Origin of the sequence: Streptomyces sp. NPDC006544, from assembly GCF_040611715.1 — a bacterium.
Classification (GTDB): domain Bacteria; phylum Actinomycetota; class Actinomycetes; order Streptomycetales; family Streptomycetaceae; genus Streptomyces.
In genome coordinates this window covers 40,557-65,535 of sequence record NZ_JBEXOV010000020.1, presented here as the reverse complement: position 1 = coordinate 65,535, position 24,979 = coordinate 40,557, and the positions used below count along the sequence as shown (strand labels likewise).

Below are 24,979 nucleotides of genomic sequence, written 5' to 3'. Positions count from 1 at the left end.
ACTCCCAGGGGGGAACTGTGACGGACACCCGAGGACCGCAGCCGCCTCAGCCGCCGCAGGCGCAGGCGCAGGCCGGCCCGCAGCAGCCTTACCACCCGCCGCAGGCGTACGCGGCGCCCTCGGGCCCCGCGGCGCCGCGGGGCGGCGGTGACACGGGTGCGCAGCGCAAGCCGCGCACCGGGGCCCGTACGGCGCCCAGGACGCGCAAGGCGCGGCTGAGGGTGGCCAAGGCGGACCCGTGGTCGGTGATGAAGGTCAGCTTCCTGCTGTCGATCGCGCTGGGCGTGTGCACGATCGTCGCGTCGGTGGTGCTGTGGATGGTCATGGACGCCATGGGCATCTTCTCCAGCGTCGGCGGGACGATCAGCGAGGCGACCGGCTCGAACGAGAGCAACGGCTTCGACCTCCAGAGCTTCCTGTCGCTGCCGCGCGTCCTGATCTTCACGTCGGTGATCTCGGTCATCGACGTGGTCCTCATGACGGCGCTGGCGACCCTCGGCGCGTTCATCTACAACCTGTCGGCGGGATTCGTCGGCGGTGTGGAGCTGACCCTCGCCGAGGACGAGTAGCCCCCTGCGGGAACGAGCCGCAGACGGGGCTGATGACCTGCGCAGACGGGTCACGGCAGCCAATTTTGGAGTCACCGGGTCTGTGCGCTAACCTTCAGAAGTCAGCGCGCAGCGCGGATGGGGCTATAGCTCAGTTGGTTAGAGCGCATCCCTGATAAGGATGAGGCCACAGGTTCAAATCCTGTTAGCCCCACAGTGTCGAAGACCCCCAGGCCCATGGCCTGGGGGTCTTCTGCGTAGGGCCAGTTGGGAGTGCCGTTCCCGTCGGAAGGTCGCCGATCGGATATCGGTCGGTGTGTATTGTTGGGCGCCAGAAGTCCCCTACGTCAACGAAAGACGAGGTCGCGCGGTGAAGAAGCTGCTCCTGGTCGCACTGGCCGCCATCGGCGGGCTCCTCGTGTACCGCCAGATCCAGGCGGACCGCGCCGAGCAGGACCTGTGGACGGAGGCAACTGACTCCGTGCCTTCTGGTTCCGGTGTGTGAGACCCAAGGTTGATCCCAGAGCCCCGACTGCCGCTGCGGTCGGGGCTTTGTGCTGCTGTGTGAAGAAAAGCTGTAGTACGCGAAGATCTGGCTTGCGCGGGCAAACTCGGGGTGGGTGGGCGTGATGGAGCGGGTACGTCGGCGGGTGCGCCGGTCGGTACGGAGGTCCGTCGCGGCCGCGGTGGCGGTGTCGGCCGCCGTCGGGCTGCTGGTGTCCCTGTCGGGCGCCGCCGGCGCCGCGGGGACCCCGCAGCCCCAGCCGCTGCCGGCCTACCGGGGCGCGGACGGCGCCAAGGCGGTCGAGGGGAAGCCCTCCACGGCCGGCTCCCCGCTGCTGGAGGCCGGTTCGGTCTACAAGGACTCGATCGCGCCGGGGGAGCGCTACTACCGGCTCTACCTCGACGACCGTTCCACCGTGTACGTCTCCGGGGTGCTCCAGCCGCCCGCGGGCGCCAAGGTCGGCTACAGCGACGGCGTCGAGGTCGAGGTCATGAACACCGAGAACCGTTCCTGTCCCGGCAACCCCGGCCGGGCGGGCTTCGGTTACGACCCCGTCCCGATCAGCGCCGCGGGTCTGCGCATGCTGCAGGAGGACGCCGCCTGCCAGGGGGCCGGCACCTACTACGTCAAGGTCACCCGCACGGCGGCCAAGGACGGCGACCGGAGCGCCTGGCCGCTGGAACTGCGGGTGCAGCGCGAACCGGGCCTGGGCTCGGGCAGCGCGCCCACCACCGCGCCCAGCGTCTGGCCGTCGGCCTCCCCGACCCTGCCGGGCAGCGATCCGGCGCCGCGCGCGGGCGGCAGCGGCTTCAACGACGCGCGGGCCCTGGGCGCGGGGGTGTGGAGCGACGAGCTGCGGCCCGGACAGACCCGCTTCTACCGGGTGCCGCTGGACTGGGGGCAGCAGCTCGCCCTCGGCGCCGAACTCTCCGCCGCCAGGCGGACGAAGGAGTACGGCTCGGCCGCGGCCGGGCTCACCGTCGCGCTGTACAGCCCCTACCGGGCCCTGGTCGCCTCCGAGGACTCCTCCTACGACGGGAAGCAGGCGGGCGTCACCCTGCCGCGGACGGCGCCGGTGACGTACGAGAACCGGTTCTCCGGAGTCCGTGAGGTGGGACCGGTCCGGATGGCGGGCTGGTACTACGTCGCGGTGACCATGGGCGGAAAGGTCGGGGAGTTCACCGAGGACGCGGTACCCGTACCGCTCACCCTGCGGATGGACGTCATCGGCACGGCGGGCAAGGCTCCCGCGTACGCGGAAGGCCTCGCGGCCGGGGGGTTCGGCGTGGGGCCGGAGGACCGGACCGCCGCCAAGGAGGGGACGACGGCCGTGGAGGCCGACGCCGCCGCGGCGAACCGGTCGGCGATGCGGACGGTCGCGGGCGCCGGCTTCGGCACCGGGACGCTCCTGCTGTTCGTCCTGGGCGGCTGGATCCTGCTGGCCGGGCGGCGGGGCCGGGCCGGGGCCCGGGGCCAGGGCTAGAGCTGGGCTAGAGCTGGGCGAGGGCAGGGGCCAGGGCCCGGGCGCGGCCAGGGTCAGAGCTGGGTCAGCGCCCAGACGCCGACGGCGAAGCACAGCAGCGCGGCGAGCACGATGCCGGCGGTGACCTTGGCGGGCGGCGGAGCGATCCCGCCCGTACGGGGCTGCGCGGGCGGCTGCGGGTACGGGCCGGCGGCGACGGCGGGGAGTGGGGCCGCGGCGGCGGGGAGCGGCGGCTGGAGGTGGAAGCTGCCCGTTTCCGAAGCCGCGTGGACCGGCGTGGGGGCGCTCGCGTACGACGTGGCCCGGGCGGCTTGGGCGGCTTGGGCGGCCTGGGCGGGCACCGTGGCGGCCGCGACGGGGCCCGTGGGGGTCTCGCGCGTCCCGGGCTCCCGGGGAGTGAAGCCGGAGGGCACGGGGCCGAGTTGGTCGAACACCTCCACCGCCTGCTCGTCCGCGACGGACGGCGGCAGCAGCTCCACGGCCTCGGCGAGGGCCCTGCGCGCCCCCGTGGCCGTCTTGAACCGGTGCTGGGGGTCGGGCTGGAGCAGCGCGGCCAGTACGTCCCACAGCGGCGCGGGAACGCCCTCGGGCGGGCCGGGGGTCCCGTGGGTGAGGAAATGCGCCACCAGGGCCTGGGAGTCGGGCTTGCGGCCCTGCAGCAGGTAGAGGCCGACCAGTCCGACGGCGAACAGGTCGGCGGTGAAGTCGGGTTCTTCGCCGAGGAGTTGTTCGGGCGCCAGATAGCCCGGGGTGCCGACCACGTAGGCGGTCTCGGTCAGCCGCGGCTCGCCCTTGCGCATGGCGATGCCGAAGTCGGACAGCCGCAGGTGCGGCCGCCCGGTTCCGGTGGCCTCCATCAGGATGTTGGCCGGTTTGATGTCGCGGTGGACCACGCCTTCCGCGTGCACCGCCGCCAGCCCCGCCAGGAGCTGGTCGAGCAGCGTGCAGACGAACCGGGGCGGCAGGGCCCCGTAGTCCCCGATCACATGGGCGAGGGAGCCGCCCGCGACGAGGTCCATGGTGAACAGGACCTTGTCGTCGTCCGCCGCCCAGCTGGCCGGGGCCAGGACGTGCGGATGGTCGATCCGCAGCGCCTGCTCACGGACGAACCGCAGCAGGGTGTGGGCATCGCTCTGCAGGAGCACCTTCGCCGCGACGTACCGTCGGCGCCGGTGGTCCCAGGCACGCCAGACGGCGCCCGCGCCGCCCCGTCCGATCGGATCGATCAGCTCGTACCGGCCCGCGAAGATCTCACCCATCGCTGCGCCCGTCCCCCGTCGTCAGCCGCCGTCAGTTCTGGTGGGCCTCGTAGTGCGAGACCGCGTCGGACGTACGGCCCGCTCCGTACACCCGGAGGAACTCTGCCAGTTCCGGATGGCTGGGGGCGAGGGAGTTGGCCGCGTCGATGATGTCGCCGGCCGCGGAGACCGAACGCAGCAGCGACTGGATCTCGCGCACCACGCGCTTGACGGTGGGGGCGCCGGAACCGGTGGCGGCCTGGCTGGAGCTGTTGCTGAGGACGGAACCTCCCTGGGTCTTCTTGATCTCGTCCATCCGGTCGGTCGCCTCTGCCGCGCTGACGCTTCCGTCGGCCACCTGGCCGGCCAGGTCCTGGAGGGCCTGGACCCGCTGGACCACGGCGGGGTTGCCGATCTTGGCCCGCTGTCCGCTCATCAGCTGGGACAGCATCGGTGCCGACAGCCCGAGGACGGCAGCGAGGCGGGCCTGGTTCAAGCCGAGGTCATCTATGAGCCGGCGGAAGAGCGCTCCGAGGGGCTCCCCGTACCAACTGCGCTGAAGTTCTCTGGCTCTGGCCGTAGCCTCTTGCTGTACTGCGTCCACTCTTACTACTCCCCTTCGCTGGTGCGAACCTCGCGTGCATCTTACGGAGAGTGGTCGCAGGGCGGGAGTCCCTATCATTTTGCGAGAAGAGGGGGTACACCCGGTACGCTGTCCTGCGGAACGGTCGCTCCTTCACGGGGGAGGACTGCGTCCGTATACCCGGGGCCTTAGCTCAGTTGGTAGAGCGCTGCCTTTGCAAGGCAGATGTCAGGAGTTCGAATCTCCTAGGCTCCACCGTGTGGGCCCCCTCTGAACTGCGGAAACGTGGCCAGAGGGGGTCTTTTGGTTTCTTTTCCGCGTGGACGCGCGCCCCGGGGGGACACCCGGAAGAGGGCGGCCTGAGGGCGCCCTGTCCCGCCGCGGTCCGGGCGGGTGTCCGGTCGGTGCGCGGGGGCGCCGGGCCGGCGCGCGCGGATTCGTGGTCCTGGCCGCCCCGGAGGTCCGGGTCGTGATCGGCAGGTGCGCGGACGGACTCCTCACCCGTCGGAGACGTCCTCGTCGCGCCGTACGACGGCCTCCCGGCACCCATGTCCCGACCTGGCGGACCGTCCCCGTCTCGGATCGCACCCCCCACGTGTGAGCGTCAACGCGGGCTTCCACGAACGTAATTGCCGGTCGGAGTGGGCAGCCGCTGACTAAAGTCCTGAACTGGCAGGCCGATGTGACGACCGTTCGGCAAGGGCAACGCTGAGGAGCTCGGGATGACCGTGGACGCCAAGACCACCGAGAGGGCCCTGCGGCTGAGGGAGTTGGGCTCCTCGACGCTCGTGCTGCCCAATGCGTGGGACGCGGCCAGCGCGACCGTGATCGTGGCGGCCGGCGCGTCGGCCGTCGCGACGACCAGCGGCGGGGTGGCCTGGTCGATCGGACGCGGCGACGGGCAGCGAGCGACCCGGACGGAGATGCTGGAAGCCGCCGCCCGGATCGTGGCGGCCGTCGACGTGCCGGTCTCCGTGGACGCGGAGGGAGGCTACGAGGACGTGGCCGCCACCGTGCGCGGGGTCGTCGCGGTGGGAGCCGTCGGCATCAACCTGGAGGACTCCAAGGCCTCCGACGGCACGCTGTACACCGCCGCCGAGCAGGCCGGGCGGATCCGCTCGGCCCGTGAGGCCGCGGCCGCCGCCGGGCTGCCGGAGTTGGTGATCAACGCGCGCACCGACGTGTTCCTGCTCGGCATCGGCGAGGAGTCCGGACGGCTGGCGGACGTGCTCGCGCGCGTCGAGGCCTACGCGGCCGCCGGCGCCGACGGGATCTTCGTACCGGGTCTGCTGGACCTCGAGGCCCTGGGCGAGATCGCCAAGGGGCCGCTCCCGGTCAACGCCATGGCGCGCCCGGGAGGTCCGTCGGTGGCCGAGCTGGCCGGGGCCGGCGTGCGCAGGGTCAGCGTCGGCACGGCGGTGGCCCAGGCGGCGTACTCCGCGGCCCGCGCGGCGGCCGTGGAGCTGCTGGGGCGGGGCACCTACGGGGCGCTCGGCGGCGAGCTGGACTACCCGACGCTCAACGGGCTCTTCGAGAAGTAGGCGCTCGGCGTCCCGGGCCCTTCGGCAGGAACCACGGCGCGGCAGGCCGCCTGCGCGAAGCGCCGGCCGGGACGAGTCGGCCGGTGTTCCCCGGACGGCTCAGTCACAGGGCCGCGGCGCGCCTTCTGGCCGAGAGTGGGGAAGGGGGCACTCAGCCCAGGGGGCGACACCACGCCGGAGGCGTACACACATGGGACTCTTCGACTTCCTGAGGTCCGACAAGGACAAGAAGAAGGAACACGGGGCCGAGAAGGCGGCGGAGCAGGTGCAGCAGCAGGCCGCGGCCGCTCCGCCGCCGCCGGCCGCGATGCCCGGCAGGACCGGGACCAGGTACACCGAGTCGGCGGCGGCCGCCAGGACGGCCGAGGAGCGCGGGGGAGCCTCGGCGCCCCGCCCGCCCTCGGCGGCGCCCGCCAAGCCGCCCGTCGTACGGCCCGCCCCGCACACGCCCACCCCGGCTTCCGCCGCGCACAAGGCGGTGCCCGCCGCCCCGCAGCCCGCGCCCGAGCGGCAGCGCACGTACACGGTCCGCTCCGGCGACTCGCTCTCCGAGATCGCCCGCCGCGAACTGGGCAACGAGGGCCGCTGGCGGGAGCTGTACGCCATCAACCGGGGTGTCATCGGGTCCGACCCCGACATGATCCACCCGGGCACGCAGCTCGTCCTCCCGAACTGACGGGGACGCGAGGACGGAAGACGAAACCGGAAGAGGGGCCCGGATCCTGGAAAGGATCCGGGCCCCTCTTCCGTGCTCCTGCCGACGGGGCTCCGCCGGCAGGAGCACGGCACGGCGTCAGCGGTGCTTGCGCTTGGCGTCCTCGGCGTCGATGCGCTCCTGCGCGGCCTGGGCCTGCGCCTCGAGGGTGGACGGCGCCCCCGGCTGCGACGCGGCTCCGGTCTGCGCGTCGTGCTCCTTCGCCGCCAGCTCGTCGTCGAAGGACGCCGGGGCCGCCTCCTCGTCCCGCGCCGACAGCTCGGTGGCCGCCGGCGGCTCGACGAGCCAGTCGGGGTTCGACTGCTGGTCCCACCACTTCCACGCCGCGTAGGCGCAGCCGGCCACGACGCCGACCAGTGCGATGCCCTTGATCAGCCGGCCGCGGCGAGCGCGCCGCTCATTGCGCCGGACGATCTTGCGGACCTCGTCGGCCGTCACCTGGCCGCGCAGGGCCGCCAGCGCCGCCGTCGACCGGGAAGCGGCCTCCTCGGCCACCGGCTGGGCGGCCGCGAGCGCGCTCTCCAGTCGTGGCTGGGTGTAGTCCGCCGCCTGCCTGGCCGCCAGCCGGGTCTGACGTACGGCGTTCGTCGCGGCCCGGTCCACATTCGGCGGCACATGGGCGCGGGCCGACTTGATCATGGGATGGACATGGCAGTCGTACGTCGTGCGTGCCTGTTTGGCGGCCTCGGTCGCCGCGTACGACACCTTCGGTGCCAGCAGTTCGTTCGCTTCGTGGGCGTAATGCGACGCGGCGTGCCTGGCGGATTCCGCGTACGGCGCCACCACTTCCGCTGCGTGCCGCACCGTATCCCTGGCACTTGTCGCGGCCAGGCGCACGCTTTCCTTGCGGGTCACGGGACCTCCTCCTCGGTGGCGGACACAGTTCACCTTTCCACCCTTTGTCGGATCATGCCTGCCATCGCGCCGACCGGCATGCGTGACAGGGCATATGGGTGGACGATTTCTGCCCGCAGGTGCCCTCCGTGGGAGGATCTGAAACCGACAGTGACGACTATGGAAGGCAGATCCGTGGCCGAGAAGCTCTACGCCACCCTGAAGACCAACCACGGCGACATCGAGATCGAGCTGCTGGAGAACTTCGCCCCCAAGACCGTGCGCAACTTCGTGGAGCTCGCCACGGGCGCTCGCGAGTGGACGCGTCCCTCGGACGGGCAGAAGACCACGGACCCGCTCTACGACGGCACCGTCTTCCACCGCGTCATCAGCGGTTTCATGGTCCAGGGCGGTGACCCGCTCGGCAACGGCACCGGCGGCCCCGGCTATCAGTTCGCCGACGAGTTCCACCCCGACCTGGCCTTCACCAAGCCCTACCTGCTGGCCATGGCCAACGCCGGCCCGGGGACCAACGGCTCGCAGTTCTTCATCACCGTCGCCCCGACCGCCTGGCTGACGCGCAAGCACACCATCTTCGGCGAGGTCACCGACAAGGCCAGCCAGAAGATCGTGGACGAGATCGCCGCCGGCCCCACCAACCCGCGCACCGAGCGGCCCCTCGACGACGTGATCATCCAGTCCGTCGTCATCGAGCGGCGCTGACCGCGGGCGCCGCCCCGGGAACCTTTCCGACCCGCCCGTCCGTCCTCGATACGTACCGACGGGCGAAACGGTGGATCCGCCGCACCGCCCGCCCCGCGCCGCTCGCCGCCGACCGAGGGGACCGATGGACACCGACCGTCTTCCGGGCTGCTACCGCCACCCGGACCGCGACACCGGGATCCGCTGCGCGCGCTGTGAGCGGCCGATCTGCCCCGAGTGCATGATCAGCGCCTCGGTCGGCTTCCAGTGCCCCGAATGCGTCCGGGGCGGCTCCGGTACGGGCCACGGGCCCGCCGCGAACGCCCCGCGCACCATCGCGGGCGGGGTGGTCGCCGCCGATCCGCACCTGGTCACCAAGATCCTGATCGGGATCAACCTCGCCGTGTACCTGGCAACGGTCGCCGTCCCGGGGCTGGCGCTCCGGCTGCAGCTCCTCGGCCGGTACCGGGAGCTGGAGGGCGGTCCGCTGGAGGGCGTCGCCACGGGCGAGTACTACCGGCTGCTGACCTCGACGTTCCTGCACGTCGAGTGGTGGCACGTCTTCGGCAACATGCTCGGGCTGTGGTTCATCGGCGGCCCGCTGGAGCAGGCGCTCGGCCGGGCCCGCTACCTCGCCGTATACCTGCTGTCGGCTCTGGGCGGCAGCGCCCTCGTCTACCTGCTCACCGAGCCGAACGACGGGACCCTCGGCGCCTCCGGGGCCGTCTTCGGCCTGCTCGGCGCCACCCTGGTGCTGGCCCGCCGGAGGCGGGACGAGATGCGCCCGCTGATCACCGTTCTGGTGTTCATGCTGGTGCTGACCTTCGCGCCGTCGCTCGGCGGTCTGAGCGTGTCCTGGCAGGCCCACATCGGCGGCCTGGTGACCGGTGCGCTGCTCGCGCTGGGCCTGCTGTGGCCCGCGGGCGGCAGCGGCGCGAGGAAGCGCGCGCTCGTCCAGTGGGGGACCTGTGGGGCGGTCTTCCTGCTGGCGGCAGCCGTGATCGCGGTCCGGACGGCGGAACTTTCCGCACTCACCTGATCACACCGGCGTCAACTCTCCACAGAGTTATCCACAGATCTTCTGTCTTTTCCTCAGGTGTGGATGACGCTGTGGATAACTCATGGGGAGAGCTTGCGGAGCCGGTAGTACCGCGCGACTATCGGGGGGCTACTTCCACTGCGTGGAGACGCCGAATCCCGCTGCGATGAAGCCAAAACCGACCACAATGTTCCAATTGCCCAGAACTTCGATCGGGAGCTGGGTGTCGGACAGATAGAAGACGACGATCCATACCAGGCCGACGACGAAGAAGGCCAGCATGACCGGGGCGACCCAGTTGCGGTTCGTCAGCTTGATCGCCTGTGGCGTCCGCGCGGGCGGCGGGGTGTAGTCGTCCTTCTTGCGGATACGTGACTTCGGCACGAGGGGCTCTCCTGTCGATGGGCTGGGGACCTTGCCTGCCCCGGGCGTCCGTTAGCGTAGTGGACCTGTGGCGTTGAAGGAGAAGGGTACGTTGAGCAATTCCGACGACTCCTCCGCGGGTCCCCGTCGCCGTGCCAGACCGGTCCGGCTGCTGACCGCCGCCGTGTTCGCCCTGGCCGGCTTGATCTTCGTCACCAGTTTCAACACCTCCAAGGGTACGAACATCCGGACGGACGCCTCGCTCCTCAAGCTGTCCGACCTGATCCACGAGCGCAGCCAGAGCAATCTGGAGCTCGAGAAGTCCACCGGAACGGTCCGTGACCGGGTCGACGCCCTCGCCGAGCGCGACAACGGCAGCAGCAAGGCCGAGGACGCCAAGCTGGCGGCCCTGCGCGCCGCCTCGGGCACCGAGGACCTCACCGGCAAGGCGGTGAGCGTCACCCTGAACGACGCGCCGCCAAACGCCACGGCCCGCATCCCCAACGTGCCCGAGCCGCAGCCCAACGACCTCGTGATCCACCAGCAGGACCTCCAGGCCGTCGTGAACGCCCTCTGGCAGGGCGGAGCCCAGGGCATCCAGGTCATGGACCAGCGGCTGATCTCCACCAGCGCCGTGCGCTGCGTGGGCAACACCCTCATCCTCCAGGGCCGGGTCTACTCGCCCCCGTACAAGGTGACGGCCGTCGGCGACCCGGCCGCGCTCAAGAGGTCCCTCGCGGCCTCCCCGTCGCTGCAGAACTACCAGATGTACGTCAACGCCTACGGGCTCGGCTGGAAAGTGGACGAGCACAAGGCGCTGACACTGCCCGGCTACTCCGGCACAGTGGACCTCCACTATGCGAAGCCGCTGGAGTCCGCCACCCCGTGACGTCGTACTGCGCCTGCTGGTACGGACGTTCAGCGAGGTGTGCCTGACCGCCGGGTCGCTGATCCTGCTCTTCGTGGCCTACGCGCTGCTGTGGACCGGGGTCAAGGCCGATCTGGCCATGGACGGCGAGATGGACCGGATGCGCGACCGCTGGGCGGCGGTGCCCGCGCCCGCCCCGCAGCCTCCGGCGCCTTCCGCGGCCGGGGCGGATCCCGCGGCGCCGACGGCCCCCGCGCCACCCCCGCAGACCGCCGGCTACCCCCCGGACCAGGCCTTCGCCGAGATGTACGTCCCGCGCTTCGGACCGGACTGGAACAAGCCCGTCCTGGAGGGCACCGGACCGGAGCTGCTGAAGAAGGGCCTGGGCCACTACGCCGGCACGGCCCGGCTCGGCGGCAGCGGCAACTTCGCGGTCGCCGGCCACCGCCGTACGTACGGAGACCCCTTCAAGGACGTCCCGCAGCTGCGCGTCGGGGACGCCGTCATCCTCAAGGACGCGAGCACCTGGTACACGTACACGGTCCGCGCCGAGCCGCTGCGCACGCTTCCGACGGAGGTCGGCGTGGTCGACCCGGTGCCGCGCCGCTCGCCCTTCACCGCACCCGGCAGCTATCTCACGCTGACCACCTGCGACCCGGAATGGGGCCACAGCCACCGCCTCGTGGTCTGGGCCGAGCTGACCCAGACGCGGACCGTCGCCCAGGGCAGGCCGGAGGGTTTGGCAAGGTGACCCTCCGCGCCGGGCGGGTGGCTTTAGGCTGTGGACGTACCGCCCCCGCGGTGCGTTGAACGATCGTGGACGAAAAGGACGCAGGCGGCATGTACGGCTGGATCTGGCGGCATTTGCCGGGCAACGCGTGGGTGCGCGTGGTGATCTCCCTCGTGCTGGTGCTCGCGGTGGTGTTCGTGCTGTTCCAGTACGTCTTCCCGTGGGCCGAGCCGCTGCTCCCGTTCAACGATGTGACGGTGGACGAAGGATCGGGAGCCACTCCGTGAGCGCGCGCATTCTGGTTGTCGACAACTACGACAGCTTTGTCTTCAACCTGGTCCAGTACCTCTACCAGCTCGGTGCCGAGTGCGAGGTGCTGCGCAACGACGAGGTCGCGCTCGCCCACGCCCAGGACGGCTTCGACGGCGTCCTGCTGTCGCCGGGACCGGGCACCCCGGAGGAGGCCGGCATCTGCGTGGACATGGTCCGCCACTGCGCGGACACCGGCGTCCCCGTCTTCGGCGTCTGCCTCGGCATGCAGTCGATGGCCGTCGCCTACGGGGGCGTCGTGGACCGGGCTCCGGAACTGCTGCACGGCAAGACCTCGCCGGTGGTCCACGAGGGCCTCGGCGTCTTCGAAGGACTGCCGTCGCCCTTCACCGCGACGCGCTACCACTCCCTCGCCGCCGAGCCGCGGACCCTCCCGGACAGCCTGGAGGTCACGGCGCGGACCGAGGACGGGATCATCATGGGACTGCGCCACCGGGAGCACGACGTCGAGGGCGTGCAGTTCCACCCCGAGTCGGTGCTGACCGAGTGGGGCCACCGGATGCTCGCGAACTGGCTGGTGCGCTGCGGTGACGCGGACGCCGTGGAGCGGTCGGTGGGGCTGGCCCCGGTGGTGGGCAAGGCCGTCGCGTGACGACGTTCGCGCCGCCCGCGCCCACGGAGGGCCGGGCCGCGCGGCGCAGGGCGGCTCAGGCGGCCGCGAAACAAGCGCGGGGCCGGGGCCGGCGGCGCAAACGGCCGGCCTCGGGCGGCCCCGTCGTGGTGCTCAGCCGGCTCGCCGGGGAGCTGTTCATCACGCTGGGGACCGTGATGCTGCTCTTCGTCGGCTACCAGCTCTGGTACACGAACCTCCTGGCGGACCGGACGGTCAAGGACACCGCCGGTTCGCTGCTGCAGAACTGGGACCGGAGTCCGGCCGCGGCCGACGCCCCGAAGGTGGCCGCCTTCGAGCCGGGACAGGGCTTCGCGATCCTGTACATCCCGAAGCTGGACGTGAAGGTGCCCGTCGCCGAGGGGACCAACAAGGCGAAGGTGCTGGACAAGGGCCTGGTCGGCCACTACGGCGAGGAGCCGTTCAAGACCGGCATGCCGGCCGACCAGCAGGGGAACTTCGCGCTGGCGGGCCACCGCAACACCCACGGCGAGCCGTTCCGCTACATCAACCGGCTGGTGCCGGGGGACAAGATCGTGGTCGAGACGAGGGACGCGTACTACACGTACGAGATGACCTCGCAGCTGGCGCAGACCCCGCCGGCGAACGTCTCGGTGATCCGGCCGGTACCGGTGGGATCGGGCTTCACATCCCCGGGCCGGTACATCACCCTGACCACCTGCACCCCCGAGTTCACCAGCACCTACCGGATGATCGTATGGGGCAGGATGACCGGTGAACGCCCCCGCAGCCAGGGTGCTCCGCCCGAGCTGAACAGCCCGTAGAGGAATCCGCAGTGTCACGTGCCGCACCGCCCCCGCGCCGCAGTGCCCTCGCGGGGTTCCTGAGCCTGCTCGGCGAGCTCCTGATCACGGTGGGCCTGGTGCTCGGCCTGTTCGTGGCGTACTCGCTGTGGTGGACGAACGTCCTCGCGGACCGGGACGCCGCGGCGCGCGGCGACGCGGTCCGCCAGCAGTGGGAGCAGCCGGGTCCCGCGCCCTCGGCGCCCGCCGGGCCGGGAGCGCTGGACACCCGGGGCGGCATCGGCTTCCTGCACGTGCCGGCGATGAAGAACGGCGAGGTGCTGGTCAAGAAGGGCACCGCTGCGGACGTCCTGAACGACGGGGTGGCGGGGTACTACACGGAGCCGGTCGCCTCGGCCCTGCCGTGGGACCCGTCGGGCAACTTCGCGCTGGCGGCGCACCGGGACGGGCACGGAGCCAAGTTCCACAACATCGACAAGCTGAAGAACGGCGACGCGGTCGTCTTCGAGACGCGGGACACCTGGTACGTGTACAAGGTCTTCGCCGAGCTGACCCAGACGACGAAGTACGACGTGGACGCGATCAGCCCCGTTCCGAAGGAGTCGGGCCGGACGGCGCCGGGGCGGTACATCACGCTGACGACCTGCACGCCCGTGTACACCTCGAAGTACCGCTACATCGTGTGGGGCGAGCTGGTCCGCACGGAGAAGGTGGACGACAAGCGCACCCTCCCGGTCGAGCTGAGGTAGCGGCCCCTCGCGGCGACGGGCCCACGGGGTCCCGCGAGGACCCCTCGAGGGTCCCGCAAGCCCTCTGGCGGGGCCTGTGGCGGCGCCGGACGCCGAGGACGGCACAAGGGTCCGGCCCCTCTCGACGAGAGGGGCCGGACCCTTGTGTGCCGGTGGGCCGGAGCGGCCCGGCGGCTAACCGCCGAGGCCTCCGAAGAAGCCGCCGCCGCCGTTGCCGTTGCCGCCGTTCTGCTGGCCGCCGAAGGTGGTCACGTTGATCCTCGTGCCCGGCGGGACCGGTGTGTTGGCTGCCGGGTCCGAGGTCAGGACGAGCGACTTGCCCTCGTTCGGTCCCGAGAGGACGTCACCGAAGGTCAGTCCCTTGGAGGCCAGTTCGGCCTTGGCCTGGTTGACGGTCTTGCCGGCCAGGTTCGGCACCGGGACCGTCGTGGCGGCGGCCTTGGCGATGGACACGTTGACGGTGGTGCCGAGGTCGACGGAGTCGCCCGCGGCGCGGTCCTGCTGGACCACCGTCTTCGGGGCCGTGCCCGGGGGCGCGTCCACCTCCGTGACGCTGCCGAGCTTCAGCTTGGCGTCCTGGAGCGCCTTGGAGGCCTGCTCCTTGGTCTTGCCCATCAGGTCCGGCACGGGCGCCTTGGACTTCTCCTTGGCCACGTCGAGCGTGACGGACGAGCCCTTCTCGGCCTCGCCGCCGCTCTTCGGGTTCTGGTCGAGGACGGTGCCGGGGGACCGCTCGGACTCGACGAGCTTCTTCTCGACCTGGAAGCCCTTGTCCTTGAGGGCCTTCTCCGCGTTGTCGAACGTCATGTTGATGACGTCCGGCACGGCGACCTTGGCCGCGCCCGTGGAGATCTTCACCTTGACGATGAACTTCTTGTCGACCTTGGTGCCCTCGGCCGGGTTCTGCTCGCAGACGCTGCCCTTCGGCTGGGCGTCGCAGGCGATGTCCCCGTCCTTCTGGACCACGAGGCCGACGTTGTCGCCGTTCTTCACGGCCTGCTCGAAGGTCTCGCCGACGAGCTTGGGCACGATGGGCCGGTTGTCGGCGCCGCCGCTGAAGAGGGAGCGGCCGATGAGGATCGCGCCGACCAGCACGAGGACGCCGGCCGCCACCAGCAGGATCGTGGAGGCCTTGCTCTTCTTCTGCGGGCGCCGGCCGTGGCCGCCCTGGTCGTAGCCGCCCTGGTCCCCGTACCCGTAGCCGCCGTCGCCCGGGGGCATCGGCGGGAGCATGGAGGTCTGGCCCGGCTCCGTGGTGCGCAGCGCGGTGGTGGGCTGGTCGTAGCCCTGGTGTCCGTAGCCGTGCCCCTGGTCGGGGTAGCCGTAACCGGCCGCGCCCATGGCGGCGGTGGCGGCGACGGGCTGGCCGTCGAGGCAGGCCTCGATGTCGGCGCGCATCTCGTCGGCGGACTGGTAGCGGTAGTCGGCGTCCTTGACCAGCGCCTTCAACACGATCGCGTCCATCTCGGGCGTGATCTCGGAGTCGAAGTTCGACGGGGGCTGGGGCTCTTCCCGTACGTGCTGGTAGGCGACCGCGACGGGAGAGTCGCCGATGAACGGCGGCCGGACGGCGAGGAGCTCGTAGAGCAGGCAGCCGGCCGAGTAGAGGTCGGACCGCGCGTCGACCTGCTCGCCCCTGGCCTGCTCCGGGGAGAGGTACTGTGCGGTGCCGATGACGGCGGCGGTCTGCGTCATCGTCATGCCGGAGTCGCCCATGGCACGGGCGATGCCGAAGTCCATGACCTTGACCTGGCCGGTGCGGGTGAGCATGACGTTGGCGGGCTTGATGTCGCGGTGCACGATGCCGGCGCGGTGCGAGTACTCGAGGGCCTGGAGGATGCCGATGCACATCTCCAGGGTGCGCTCGGGCAGCAGCTTGCGGCCGGAGTGCAGGAGCTCGCGCAGGGTCGAGCCGTCGACGTACTCCATCACGATGTACGGGATGGAGATGTTGTCGACGTAGTCCTCGCCGGTGTCGTACACGGCGACGATCGCCGGGTGGTTGAGCGATGCGGCCGACTGGGCCTCGCGCCGGAACCGGGCCTGGAAGGACGGGTCGCGGGCGAGGTCGGCGCGCAGGGTCTTGACGGCGACGGTACGGCCGAGCCGGGTGTCGTGGGCGAGGTAGACCTCGGCCATGCCACCGCGGCCGAGCACGTGGCTCAGCTCGTACCGGCCGCCGAGGCGACGCGGCTCTTCCATAACGTTGCAGCCCTCTCCGTCAGTCCCGACCGCACCGGTGTGTGGTCCGGCGGTGTGCTGTTCGCGCAAAGGCTACCGGCCGATCGTCGGTGATCGGTTCGTGACCACAGGCTGATACCGGACCGGTACCGTACGCTCGGATCCGGACGGTTCTGAGTGATCCGGATCACGCCTGTATGCCCCTTGCGGCTCTCGCGTGGTGCAGGGTCCCGCCCGTCACCCCTTGTTGCTCTGCAGGACGGCTTCCATGACGGCCTTGGCGACGGGGGCGGCGAGACCGCCGCCGGTGATGTCGTCGCGGCTCGCTTCGCTGTCCTCGATGACGACGGCGACGGCGACGGGCGAGGTGCCGTCGGGGTTCTCGGCGTAGGAGATGAACCAGGCGTACGGGCGCTTCTTGTTGCCCTCACCGTGCTGGGCGGTGCCGGTCTTGCCGCCGACGACGGAGCCCTTGATCCGGGCGTTGCCGCCGGTGCCCTTCTCGACGACGTCGACCATCATTTCCTGGATCTTCTTCGCGTTCTCCCCGGAGACCGGCCGGCTCATCTCCGTCGGCTCGTGCTTCTCGATGACGTCGAGGTTCGGCGCGGTCAGCTGGTCGACCATGTACGGCTTCATCAGCTTGCCGTCGTTGGCGATGGCGGCCGTGACCATGGCCATCTGCAGCGGGGTGGCCGCGGTGTTGAACTGGCCGATGGCGCTCTGGGCGTTGCCGTCCTTGCTCATCTTCTTGTCGTAGACGCTGGCGAAGGCGCGGACCGGGATGTCGATCTTGTCGTTGTTGAAGCCGAACTTCTCGGCGGTCTTCACCATGTTGTCCCGCCCCACCTTGTCGCCCACGTTGGCGAAGACGGAGTTGCAGGAGACCTCGAGGGCCCGCATGAGGCTGGCCTTCTCGCACCCGGAGGCGTGATTGACCATCGGGGTCTTGGTGCCCGGCAGGATGTAGGGCTCGGGGGTGTCCGTCGGGGCGTTGATGTCCTGGACGACCCCGTTCTCCAGGGCCGCGGCGGCGGTGACGACCTTGAAGGTGGAGCCGGGCGGATAGGTCTCGCGCAGGGCGCGGTTGACCAGCTTCTTGTCCTCGCTGTCCTTGAGCTCCACCCAGTTCTTCTCGTCGGCCTTCGAGTTGCCGGCGAACGAGGAGGGGTCGTACGAGGGGGTGCTGACGAGGGCGAGGATCGCGCCGGTGCGCGGGTCGATCGCCGCGACGGCGCCCTTCTTGTCACCGAGCTTCTCGAACGCGGCCTTCTGCGCGGCGGCGTTGAGCGTCGTGACGACGTTGCCGCCCTGCTTCTTCTCGCCGGTGAACATCCCGATGGTGCGGTCGAAGAACAGCCGGTCGTCGTTGCCGGTCAGGATCTGGTCCTCGAGGGACTCGAGCTGCGTGGAGCCGTAGGCCTGCGAGGCGTAGCCGGTCACCGGGGACCAGAGGGGGCCGTCGAGGTAGGTGCGCTTGTACTTGTAGTCGCTGCCGTCGGTGACGGCGGAGCCGGTGATCGGGTTGCCCTCGACGATGATGTTGCCGCGCTCGGTGGCGTACTGGGCGATCTGGACCCGGCGGTTCTCCTTGCGGGTGCTCAGCTCCCCGGCCTGGACGTACTGCAGCCAGTTGGTCCGCACGAGCAGTGCCAGGACGAGCAGCCCGCAGAAGATCGAGATGCGGCGCAGGGGCTTGTTCATGACGGGCGGACCACCTGGGTCATCTCGGAGTCGGGGGACGGTGCCGGGGCCGGGGCGGGGCGTCGTGCGGTGTCGCTGATCCGGATGAGGATGGCGATGAGGATCCAGTTCGCGAGGACGGACGAGCCGCCGGAGGCGAGGAAGGGCATCGTCATACCGGTGAGGGGGATGAGTCCCATGACTCCGCCGGCGACGACGAAGACCTGGAGTGCGAAGGCGCCGGAGAGGCCGATGGCGAAGAGCTTGCCGAAGGGGTCGCGGGCGGCGAGGGCGGTACGCACGCCCCGCTCGATGATCAGGCCGTAGAGCAGGAGGAAGGCCATGACCCCGGCGAGCCCGAGCTCCTCGCCGACGGTGGAGAAGATGAAGTCGGAGTTGGCGGCGAATCCGATGAGGTCGGAGTTGCCCTGTCCCCAGCCGGTGCCCAGGACCCCGCCCGAACCGAAGCTCATGATCGACTGGCCGACCTGCTCGCAGGCTCCGGACTTCTGGTAGCAGGCGAACGGGTCGAGCCAGGCGGTCACGCGGACCTTGACGTGGCTGGCGGTGGCGCCGACCACGGCCGCGCCGCCCACGCTCATGAGCAGGCCGATCACGATCCAGCTGGTGCGCTCGGTGGCCACGTACAGCATGATCACGAACATGCCGAAGAAGAGCAGCGAGGTGCCGAGGTCGTTCTCGAAGACCAGGACCAGCAGGCTCACGGCCCAGATCATCAGGATCGGCCCGAGGTCGCGGCCGCGCGGCAGGTAGAGCCCCATGAAGCGACGGCTGGCCAGGGCCAGGGCGTCGCGCTTCACCATGAGGTATCCGGCGAAGAAGACCGCGATGACGATCTTCGCGAACTCGCCGGGCTGGATGGAGAACCCGCCCACGCTGATCCAGATCTTGGCGCCGAAGACATCGGCGCCCAGGCCCGGGATGACCGGCAGGATCAGCAGGACGAGCGCGGCGGCCATCGAGATGTACGTGAACCGCTGGAGCACGCGGTGGTCCTTGAGGACCAGCAGCACGCCGGCGAACAGGGCGATCGCGAGCGCCGTGTACATCATCTGCCGGGGCGCGGACTCGGAGAACGTCCCGTAGATGCGCTTGGCCGTGTTCTGCAGTCGCGTGGACTGGTCGAGACGCCAGATCAGCACCAGGCCGAGCCCGTTGAGGAGCGTGGCGATCGGCAGCAGCAGCGGGTCGGCGTACTTCGCGTAGCGGCGTACGACGAAGTGCGCGATGCCGGCGAGCACGCCGAGGCCGAGCCCGTAGGTGAGCATGCCCGGGGGCAGCTTCCCGTGGATCGACAGCCCCGCGTTGGCGTAGGCGAAGATCGGGATGACCACGGCGAAGGCGAGCAGCAGGAGCTCGGTGTTCCGCCGGCTCGGCAGCTCGATGGCGCCGATGGTGGTCGTGTTGGTGACAACGCTCATGGTGTGACGGGCCCCCTGTGCCCGCGTATGTCTACTGCTTCTCGCACACGCTGACCAACTGCTGCTCGGCGGCGGTCAGGGCGGGGCCCGGTGTCTGGTTTCCCTGTCCCTCGGCGGTGCGGCGCTCCTCGTCCTTCTTGCAGGCGGAGGCCTGGGTGCCGAGCTGGTCGATCTTCTCGCGGGCGCCGTCCAGGCTGCTCTCGCTGATGGTGGCCTGGACCTGCTTGCGCTTGTAGGTCGGCAGGTACTTCAGTTCGATGTCGGGGCGGTCGGTCTCCACCTTGGAGAGCTCCAGCGGGCCGAGCTTCTGGCTGATGCCGCGGAAGAGCGCCACGTGCTCGCCCTTGACACCGACGTAGAACTGGGTCTGCGTCCAGCGGTAGCCCGCGTAGAGACCTCCGCCGAGCAGACCGAGGACGACGAGCAGCGTCAGCGTGCGCGTGGTCCACTTGCGGCCCTTGCCGCGCCGCCTGCGGGGGTGGTCGTACGTGTCCTCGTAGCCGGAATCCCCGGCGTACGGGTCCGCTTCGCCGAAGCTGCCGTACCCGCCGGCTCCGCCGCCCTGTCCCTGGGCGCCGTAGCCGCCGTGTCCGGGGGCCTCCCCGCTGCCGGGGGGGCCGAAGGATCCGGCGGGCGGGGGGTTCTGGCGGCCGAGGCCGGAGGCCCGGCCGGCCGGGGTCTGCATGGCGTTGCCGCCGTCGAAGAGCTGGTGGTGCTGGTTCTCGGCGACCGCGCCGACGACGACGGGGGTGTCGTTGACCTGCGCGGCCAGGGTGTCGCCGCTGTCGGTGTCGAGGACGTCGGCCACGATGCAGGTGATGTTGTCGGGGCCGCCGCCGCGCAGGGCGAGCTGGATCAGCGACTGCACGGTCTCGCGGGGACCGTGGTAGTCGGCGAGGGTCTCTTCCAGGGTCTGGTGGGAGACGACGCCGGAGAGCCCGTCGGAGCAGATGAGGTAGCGGTCGCCGGCCCTGACCTCGCGGATGGAGAGGTCGGGTTCGACGATGTCGCCGCTGCCGAGCGCTCGCATGAGGAGGGAGCGCTGCGGGTGGGTGGTGGCTTCCTCCTCGGTGATCCGGCCCTCGTCCACGAGGCGCTGCACCCAGGTGTGGTCCTGGGTGATCTGCGTGAGGATGCCGTCGCGGAGCAGGTAGGCGCGGGAGTCCCCGACGTGGACCAGGCCGAGGCGCTGGCCCGTCCACAGGAGGGCGGTGAGCGTGGTGCCCATGCCCTCGAGCTGGGGGTCCTCCTCGACCATGGCGCGCAGCTGGTCGTTTGCGCGCTGCACGGCCGTGCTGAGCGCGGTCAGCATGTCGGAGCCCGGGACGTCGTCGTCGAGCTGGACGAGGGCGGAGATCACCTCGGAGCTGGCGACTTCACCGGCGGCCTGGCCGCCCATGCCGTCGGCGATCGCGAGGAGACGCGGCCCGGCGTAGCCGGAGTCCTCGTTCCCCTCCCGGATCATGCCCTTGTGCGATCCGGCGGCGAACCGCAGGGACAGACTCATGCGCACCTGCCCTGTCGACGACGCTGCCTCCGGGTACAACCGGTCTCGAGCCACACTGCCCACCCTCCGGTCGGGAGCGCGCTCAGGTCCGTGTCCCCGGTGGGACGGACCGCTGCGGCTCGCTCGCTCCGCTCGCTCATTCTCGTACTACTTCCGCAGCTCGATGACGGTCTTGCCGATGCGGATCGGTGCGCCCGGCGGAATGGGCGTCGGGGTGGTCAGCCGGGTCCGGTCGAGATACGTGCCGTTGGTGGACCCGAGATCCTCGACGATCCACTGGCCGTCACGGTCGGGATAGATCCTGGCATGCCTGCTGGAGGCGTAGTCGTCGTCCAGCACGATCGTGGAGTCGTGGGCGCGGCCCAAGGTGATCGTCTGGCCCGCGAGGGCCACCGTGGTACCCGTGAGGGTGCCCTCGGACACGACGAGCTTGGTGGGCGCACCGCGGCGCTGGCGCTGCTGCGGTGGCGCGGCCGCGGCCTGGCGGCCCTGCTGCTGCGGTGCGCCGGTGGCGCCTCCGCCGCGCCGGGAACCGCGCTGCGTGACTCTCGTACCGAAGAGGTCGCTGCGAATGACCTGGACGGCCACGATGACGAACAGCCACAGAACGGCCAGGAAACCCAACCGCATGACCGTCAGGGTCAGCTCTGACATTGCCCCCGCTTCACCCTTCGGCTTGCCGGTAAATGATGGTGGTGCTGCCCACGACGATCCGTGAACCGTCGCGGAGCGTAGCGCGGGTGGTGTGCTGCCCGTCCACCACGATGCCGTTGGTGGACCCCAGATCCTGGATCGTCGAGGGCATTCCGGTCCGGATCTCACAGTGCCGGCGCGATACGCCGGGGTCGTCGATCCGCACATCGGCTTCGGTGCTCCGGCCGAGTACGAGCGTCGGGCGCGAGATCTGGTGGCGGGTGCCGTTGATCTCGATCCAGTGGCGCCGGACGGCGCCGCCGGGGGACACGGGCGGTGCGGGAGCCCCTGCCGGTGCGGTCTGGCCCGCGGGTCCGCCGGGACCCGGCCTGCGCGCTCCGGGGCCGCCGGGGGGCGGTCCGGCGGGCATGGGCGGTGCGGAGACCGGGGGGTAGCCGTATCCGCCGGGCCGGCCCGGGGCGGCCTGCTGGCCCTGCCCCTGGCCCTGCGCCGGCTGGCCCGGGGCCTGGGAGGTGCTGGAGGCGAGCGTGCGGCTGCGGACCCGGTAGAGCCCGGTGTCCAGGTCGTCCGCCTTCTCCAGGTGCACCTTGATGGTGCCCATGAAGCTGTAGCGCTGCTGCTTGGCGTAGTCGCGGACGAGGCCCGCGAGTTCGTCGCCGAGCTGGCCCGAGTAAGGGCTCAGGCGCTCGAAGTCGCCCGTGCTGAGCTCCACGATGAAGTCGTTGGGGACGACGGTCCGCTCCCGGTTCCAGATCGTGGCGTTGTTGTCGCACTCGCGCTGGAGGGCGCCGGCGATCTCCACGGGCTGGACCTCGGACTTGAACACCTTGGCGAAGGTGCCGTTCACCAGACCTTCGAGTCGCTGCTCGAACCGCTTCAGGACTCCCATGGGGCACCTCCTCCGTCGTTGTCGCCCTGTACTGCTTACTGATCGTATCCACGCATGGCGGATTCGGGTGGTTCCCCATCGGTCGCGAGGTGAGGAGTGTTGGTCCTCACAAGCGATCGTAGGGGCGCCCCAGGGACAGTGTCCCGCACCGGGAGCCGAGTACGGGAGTGACCGTCCTCGCAGGGGCCGGGCAGAGCACGGAAAGCGATGTGAATCCACCCCGTCCCACGTGCTAATGTTCCGATGTCGCCAGGGGAACGGCCCGCAAGGGAAGAACCGCTGGTAGCTACTTGCGCGAGTGGCGGAACGGCAGACGCGCTGGCTTCAGGTGCCAGTGCCCTTCGGGGCGTGGGGGTTCAAATCCCCCCTCGCGCACTTAACGACACGGTCGTCATCGTTGAAACGATGGCGGCCGTTTCGCGTTGTCCGTCTATGACAGATGACACTGCCGGGCGCCGGGCGCCGGGCGCCCGGACGCCGGGCGAGGACGTGGCCGAGGACGTGGCCGTGGCCGTGGCCTGCTCGGGCTCGCCGCCCGCGAAGCGGCGTAGGGATGCGCCGGGAGACTTTCGTCGGGCGGGGCGCGACGAAAGAGAACAGCACGGGGCGGGCGGCGGTGTCTAGGGTCGGCCGGGTGGATGTGACGGCGAGGACGCGCGCGGGATGGGACTGGCTCAGGGGACCCGAGCCCTGGACCCGCCGCACGCTGGCCGGGGACCTGGCGCTGGCCGCGGTGCTCGCGCTGCTGGGGCTCGGTGTCGAGGAGCTCGACAACGGCTCCGGCCTGCGGATGGCGGCCAGTGCCGGGGCGGTGGTGGTACTGGTCCTGCTGCGGCGGAGGCTGCCCGTGCTCACGCTGGTGGTGGGCTCGGCGGTGGGCGTCTACCTGCCCGGCGCGTTCCTCGTGGCGATCCCGCTCGGCTGGTCGGCGGGGCGGCGCATCGTCGGCGTCGGACGGGCGCTGGGCGCCTTCACCGCGGCCTTCGCGGCGGCCGTCGTGCTCAGCGTGGTCAAGGAGTGGTCGCAGGGCCGGCCGCTGCTGATCATCGTCTTCAGCACGCTGATGTTCCTGGCCACGGTGGTCATGCCGGGCCTGGCCAGTCGTTACTGGTCCCAGCGCAACACGCTGCTGCGCGCCCTCCAGGAGCGCAACGGCCAGCTGCTGCGCGAGCGGGCGATGATCGCGGGGCAGGCGCGGCTGCGCGAACGCCAGCGCATCGCCCAGGACATGCACGACAGCCTCGGCCACCAACTCGCACTGATCTCGGTGCACACCGGTGCGCTGGAGGTCGACCCCGTGCTGACCGACCGGCAGCGCGATGCGGTGGGCGTGCTGCGCCAGGCGTCGGTCGCCGCCATGCACGAGCTGCGGGAGGTCGTCGGCATCCTGCGGGACGGGGTGGAGGCGCCGGAACCGGTGGAGGAGGCACAGCCGGCCGCGCGCGGGGTGGCGGGCATCGCCGGGCTCGTGGAGGCGGCACGGAGCGCGGGCACCGACGTACGGCTCACGACGGCGGGGCGGCCCCGGGCGCTGGTCGCCGCCTGCGACCACGCGGCGTACCGGATCGCCCAGGAAGCGCTGACCAACGCCTACAAGCACGCTCCGGGCGCACCGATCACGGTGGAACTGCGCTACGAGGACGACTCGCTGGTGGTGGAGATCGCCAACGGTCCGGCGGCCGGTCCCGGCGCCGGCGAGGTGGTGTCCGGGGGCCAGGGGCTGACGGGGCTGCGCGAGCGGGCCCGGCTGGTCGGCGGCATGGTCTACGCGGGGGCCGCCGAGGGCGGCGGCTTCCGGGTGGCGGGGGTGCTTCCGTACGGGACCGAGCCGGCCGTGGCGCAGGCGAGCGGGACGGAGGCGGGCGGACTGGGCGGGTTCGCCGACGACTTCGGGCAGCAGGTGCCGGGCACGGGCACGGCGCCGGTGGACTGGGCCGCGGTCGACCGGAAGCTGCTGGGCGGGAGCGGCCGGTCCGGGGGCGTGGCGCTGGGCTGCGGGATCGCGGTCGCGGCCGTGGTGGTGCTGCTGATCGTGATCGGGGCGGCGGTGGCGCTGCTCGTGGGCTCGTTGAGCGACGCGACGATCAGCCGGGCCGACTACGACGGCATCCGGATCGGTGAGCCGGAGGACGCGGTGCGTTCACGGCTGCCCAGCGGGGACAGCGTCCTGACCGAGGGGCTCGACCGGAAGGGGCCTCCGCGCCCGCAGGGCGCCACGTGCGTGGCGCTGCTGGCGGAGGATGATTCCGACATCGGCACCAGCAGTGCTTTCCGGTTCTGCTTCAAGGACGGCAAGCTCGTCGACAAGCAGGCGTACCAGGCCGAGTGACAGGCGTACCAGGCCGAGCAAGGGGAGCACGGGTGACAGCCAAGGTGATCCGCGTGGTGATCGCTGACGACGAGCCGCTGATCCGGGCCGGAATCAGGATGATCCTGACCTCGGCGGCGGACATCGAGGTCGTCGCGGAGGCGGCGAACGGCCGGGAGGCGGTCGAACTCGCCCGCGCGCACGGGCCGGACGTGGTGCTCCTGGACCTCCAGATGCCCGTCATGGACGGCCTGACGGCGCTGGGGGAACTCGGGCGTTCGGCGCCGGAGGTGCGGACGCTGATCCTGACGACCTTCGGGGAGAGGGAGAACGTGCTGCGCGCGCTGAGCGGGGGCGGCGCGGGGTTCCTGCTGAAGGACTCGGCGCCCGGCGAACTGATCGGCGCCGTCCGGGCGGCCGCGGCCGGGGACGCGTACCTGTCCCCGGCGGCGACCCGGCACGTGGTGGACCTGCTGGCGTCCGGGCAGTCCGCGGGACGGGCCGAGGCGGCCCGGAGCCGGGTGGCGGAGCTGAGCGAACGCGAGCGCGGGGTACTGGCGCTGCTGGGCGAGGGGCTGTCGAACGCGGACGCGGGCCGGCGGCTGCACATGAGCGAGGCGACGGTGAAGACGTACGTGAGCCGGATCCTGGCGAAGCTGGAGTGCGAGAACCGGGTCCAGGCGGCCCTGCTGGCCAGGGACGCAGGGCTCTAG

General features: G+C 71.0%; 24 protein-coding genes, 3 tRNA genes and 1 pseudogene. 18 read left to right on the top strand and 10 right to left on the bottom strand.

Annotated features, from left to right (window positions below):
- Positions 1-17 precede the first annotated feature (17 nt).
- The 4 genes from ABZY44_RS12615 to ABZY44_RS12600 all read left to right on the top strand — a co-directional run bounded on the left by ABZY44_RS12615 (position 18) and on the right by ABZY44_RS12600 (position 2,536).
- The gene (locus ABZY44_RS12615; protein ID WP_356652798.1) at positions 18-569 is read left to right on the top strand and encodes a DUF3566 domain-containing protein; all 552 of its coding nucleotides are present in this window, start codon (positions 18-20) and stop codon (positions 567-569) included.
- A gap of 119 nt (positions 570-688) precedes the next feature.
- A tRNA-Ile gene (locus ABZY44_RS12610) sits at positions 689-762 on the top strand.
- 156 nt (positions 763-918) lie between these two features.
- Positions 919-1,053 carry a DLW-39 family protein gene (locus ABZY44_RS12605; RefSeq protein WP_208809277.1) on the top strand — a complete coding sequence of 45 codons (135 nt, stop codon included), beginning with the start codon at positions 919-921 and terminating at the stop codon, positions 1,051-1,053.
- A 124-nt stretch (positions 1,054-1,177) separates the two neighbouring features.
- The gene (locus ABZY44_RS12600) at positions 1,178-2,536 is read left to right on the top strand and encodes a hypothetical protein (protein WP_356652796.1); all 1,359 of its coding nucleotides are present in this window, start codon (positions 1,178-1,180) and stop codon (positions 2,534-2,536) included.
- A 53-nt stretch (positions 2,537-2,589) separates the two neighbouring features.
- Here ABZY44_RS12600 and ABZY44_RS12595 read toward each other — a convergent pair whose 3' ends face one another.
- Together ABZY44_RS12595 and ABZY44_RS12590 are read right to left on the bottom strand one after the other, a co-directional pair.
- Entirely contained in the window at positions 2,590-3,795 is a 1,206-nt protein-coding gene (locus tag ABZY44_RS12595) for a protein kinase (protein ID WP_356652794.1), read from the bottom strand.
- Positions 3,796-3,826: 31 nt separating this feature from the next.
- Positions 3,827-4,378, bottom strand: coding sequence for a DNA-binding protein (locus ABZY44_RS12590; RefSeq protein WP_356652792.1), 552 nt, complete (start codon positions 4,376-4,378; stop codon positions 3,827-3,829).
- 161 nt (positions 4,379-4,539) lie between these two features.
- Between ABZY44_RS12590 and ABZY44_RS12585 the strand changes: the two genes are divergently transcribed.
- From ABZY44_RS12585 to ABZY44_RS12575, 3 genes are all read left to right on the top strand, one after another.
- Positions 4,540-4,612: transfer RNA gene (locus tag ABZY44_RS12585), tRNA-Ala, on the top strand.
- Positions 4,613-5,079: 467 nt separating this feature from the next.
- Positions 5,080-5,898 carry an isocitrate lyase/phosphoenolpyruvate mutase family protein gene (locus tag ABZY44_RS12580; protein WP_356652790.1) on the top strand — a complete coding sequence of 273 codons (819 nt, stop codon included), beginning with the start codon at positions 5,080-5,082 and terminating at the stop codon, positions 5,896-5,898.
- A 190-nt stretch (positions 5,899-6,088) separates the two neighbouring features.
- Entirely contained in the window at positions 6,089-6,574 is a 486-nt protein-coding gene (locus ABZY44_RS12575; RefSeq protein ID WP_356652788.1) for a LysM domain-containing protein, read from the top strand.
- A 117-nt stretch (positions 6,575-6,691) separates the two neighbouring features.
- On the opposite strand, the gene ABZY44_RS12570 is transcribed toward ABZY44_RS12575, so the two are convergent.
- Positions 6,692-7,468: a DUF5324 family protein gene (locus ABZY44_RS12570; RefSeq protein ID WP_356652786.1), complete on the bottom strand. Its 777-nt coding sequence runs from the start codon at positions 7,466-7,468 to the stop codon at positions 6,692-6,694.
- Positions 7,469-7,642: 174 nt separating this feature from the next.
- Between ABZY44_RS12570 and ABZY44_RS12565 the strand changes: the two genes are divergently transcribed.
- Both ABZY44_RS12565 and ABZY44_RS12560 read left to right on the top strand, forming a co-directional pair.
- Positions 7,643-8,170 carry a peptidylprolyl isomerase gene (locus ABZY44_RS12565; protein WP_356652846.1) on the top strand — a complete coding sequence of 176 codons (528 nt, stop codon included), beginning with the start codon at positions 7,643-7,645 and terminating at the stop codon, positions 8,168-8,170.
- A gap of 124 nt (positions 8,171-8,294) precedes the next feature.
- Entirely contained in the window at positions 8,295-9,188 is an 894-nt protein-coding gene (locus ABZY44_RS12560) for a rhomboid family intramembrane serine protease (RefSeq protein ID WP_356652784.1), read from the top strand.
- A gap of 129 nt (positions 9,189-9,317) precedes the next feature.
- On the opposite strand, the gene crgA is transcribed toward ABZY44_RS12560, so the two are convergent.
- Positions 9,318-9,572 carry a cell division protein CrgA gene (crgA, locus tag ABZY44_RS12555; protein ID WP_356652782.1) on the bottom strand — a complete coding sequence of 85 codons (255 nt, stop codon included), beginning with the start codon at positions 9,570-9,572 and terminating at the stop codon, positions 9,318-9,320.
- 91 nt (positions 9,573-9,663) lie between these two features.
- Here crgA and ABZY44_RS12550 point away from each other — a divergent pair, with 91 nt between their 5' ends.
- The 6 genes and pseudogenes from ABZY44_RS12550 to ABZY44_RS12525 all read left to right on the top strand — a co-directional run bounded on the left by ABZY44_RS12550 (position 9,664) and on the right by ABZY44_RS12525 (position 13,602).
- Entirely contained in the window at positions 9,664-10,440 is a 777-nt protein-coding gene (locus ABZY44_RS12550) for a DUF881 domain-containing protein (RefSeq protein ID WP_356652780.1), read from the top strand.
- Entirely contained in the window at positions 10,409-11,170 is a 762-nt protein-coding gene (locus ABZY44_RS12545; RefSeq protein WP_356652778.1) for a class E sortase, read from the top strand. The genes ABZY44_RS12550 and ABZY44_RS12545 overlap by 32 nt, the downstream gene beginning before the upstream one ends.
- 65 nt (positions 11,171-11,235) lie before the next feature.
- Positions 11,236-11,436, top strand: a complete 201-nt coding sequence (locus tag ABZY44_RS12540) for a hypothetical protein (RefSeq protein WP_356652850.1) — start codon at positions 11,236-11,238, stop codon at positions 11,434-11,436.
- On the top strand, positions 11,433-12,071 hold the full coding sequence (locus ABZY44_RS12535; protein WP_356652776.1) for an aminodeoxychorismate/anthranilate synthase component II: 639 nt from the start codon (positions 11,433-11,435) through the stop codon (positions 12,069-12,071). Before ABZY44_RS12540 ends, ABZY44_RS12535 begins: the two co-directional genes overlap by 4 nt.
- 119 nt (positions 12,072-12,190) lie before the next feature.
- Positions 12,191-12,874: pseudogene (locus tag ABZY44_RS12530) on the top strand (class E sortase); the annotation flags it as partial.
- An 11-nt stretch (positions 12,875-12,885) separates the two neighbouring features.
- Positions 12,886-13,602 carry a class E sortase gene (locus tag ABZY44_RS12525; protein ID WP_356652774.1) on the top strand — a complete coding sequence of 239 codons (717 nt, stop codon included), beginning with the start codon at positions 12,886-12,888 and terminating at the stop codon, positions 13,600-13,602.
- A gap of 174 nt (positions 13,603-13,776) precedes the next feature.
- On the opposite strand, the gene pknB is transcribed toward ABZY44_RS12525, so the two are convergent.
- From pknB to ABZY44_RS12495, 6 genes are all read right to left on the bottom strand, one after another.
- Positions 13,777-15,804 carry a Stk1 family PASTA domain-containing Ser/Thr kinase gene (gene pknB / locus ABZY44_RS12520; protein ID WP_356652772.1) on the bottom strand — a complete coding sequence of 676 codons (2,028 nt, stop codon included), beginning with the start codon at positions 15,802-15,804 and terminating at the stop codon, positions 13,777-13,779.
- Positions 15,805-16,020: 216 nt separating this feature from the next.
- The gene (locus tag ABZY44_RS12515) at positions 16,021-17,487 is read right to left on the bottom strand and encodes a penicillin-binding transpeptidase domain-containing protein (RefSeq protein WP_356652770.1); all 1,467 of its coding nucleotides are present in this window, start codon (positions 17,485-17,487) and stop codon (positions 16,021-16,023) included.
- On the bottom strand, positions 17,484-18,908 hold the full coding sequence (locus ABZY44_RS12510; protein WP_356652768.1) for an FtsW/RodA/SpoVE family cell cycle protein: 1,425 nt from the start codon (positions 18,906-18,908) through the stop codon (positions 17,484-17,486). The genes ABZY44_RS12515 and ABZY44_RS12510 overlap by 4 nt, the downstream gene beginning before the upstream one ends.
- A 31-nt stretch (positions 18,909-18,939) precedes the next feature.
- Positions 18,940-20,415, bottom strand: coding sequence for a PP2C family serine/threonine-protein phosphatase (locus tag ABZY44_RS12505; protein ID WP_356652766.1), 1,476 nt, complete (start codon positions 20,413-20,415; stop codon positions 18,940-18,942).
- A 147-nt stretch (positions 20,416-20,562) separates the two neighbouring features.
- A complete protein-coding gene (locus ABZY44_RS12500) occupies positions 20,563-21,069 on the bottom strand; it encodes an FHA domain-containing protein (protein ID WP_356652764.1) in 507 nt (168 codons plus the stop codon).
- Between the two features lie 10 nt (positions 21,070-21,079).
- Entirely contained in the window at positions 21,080-21,958 is an 879-nt protein-coding gene (locus ABZY44_RS12495) for a DUF3662 and FHA domain-containing protein (protein ID WP_356652762.1), read from the bottom strand.
- A gap of 292 nt (positions 21,959-22,250) precedes the next feature.
- On the opposite strand from ABZY44_RS12495, the gene ABZY44_RS12490 reads away from it, so the two are divergent.
- The 3 genes from ABZY44_RS12490 to ABZY44_RS12480 all read left to right on the top strand — a co-directional run bounded on the left by ABZY44_RS12490 (position 22,251) and on the right by ABZY44_RS12480 (position 24,979).
- A tRNA-Leu gene (locus ABZY44_RS12490) sits at positions 22,251-22,333 on the top strand.
- 259 nt (positions 22,334-22,592) lie between these two features.
- Positions 22,593-24,287, top strand: a complete 1,695-nt coding sequence (locus tag ABZY44_RS12485; protein ID WP_356652760.1) for a histidine kinase — start codon at positions 22,593-22,595, stop codon at positions 24,285-24,287.
- A gap of 32 nt (positions 24,288-24,319) precedes the next feature.
- The gene (locus tag ABZY44_RS12480; protein ID WP_356652758.1) at positions 24,320-24,979 is read left to right on the top strand and encodes a response regulator transcription factor; all 660 of its coding nucleotides are present in this window, start codon (positions 24,320-24,322) and stop codon (positions 24,977-24,979) included.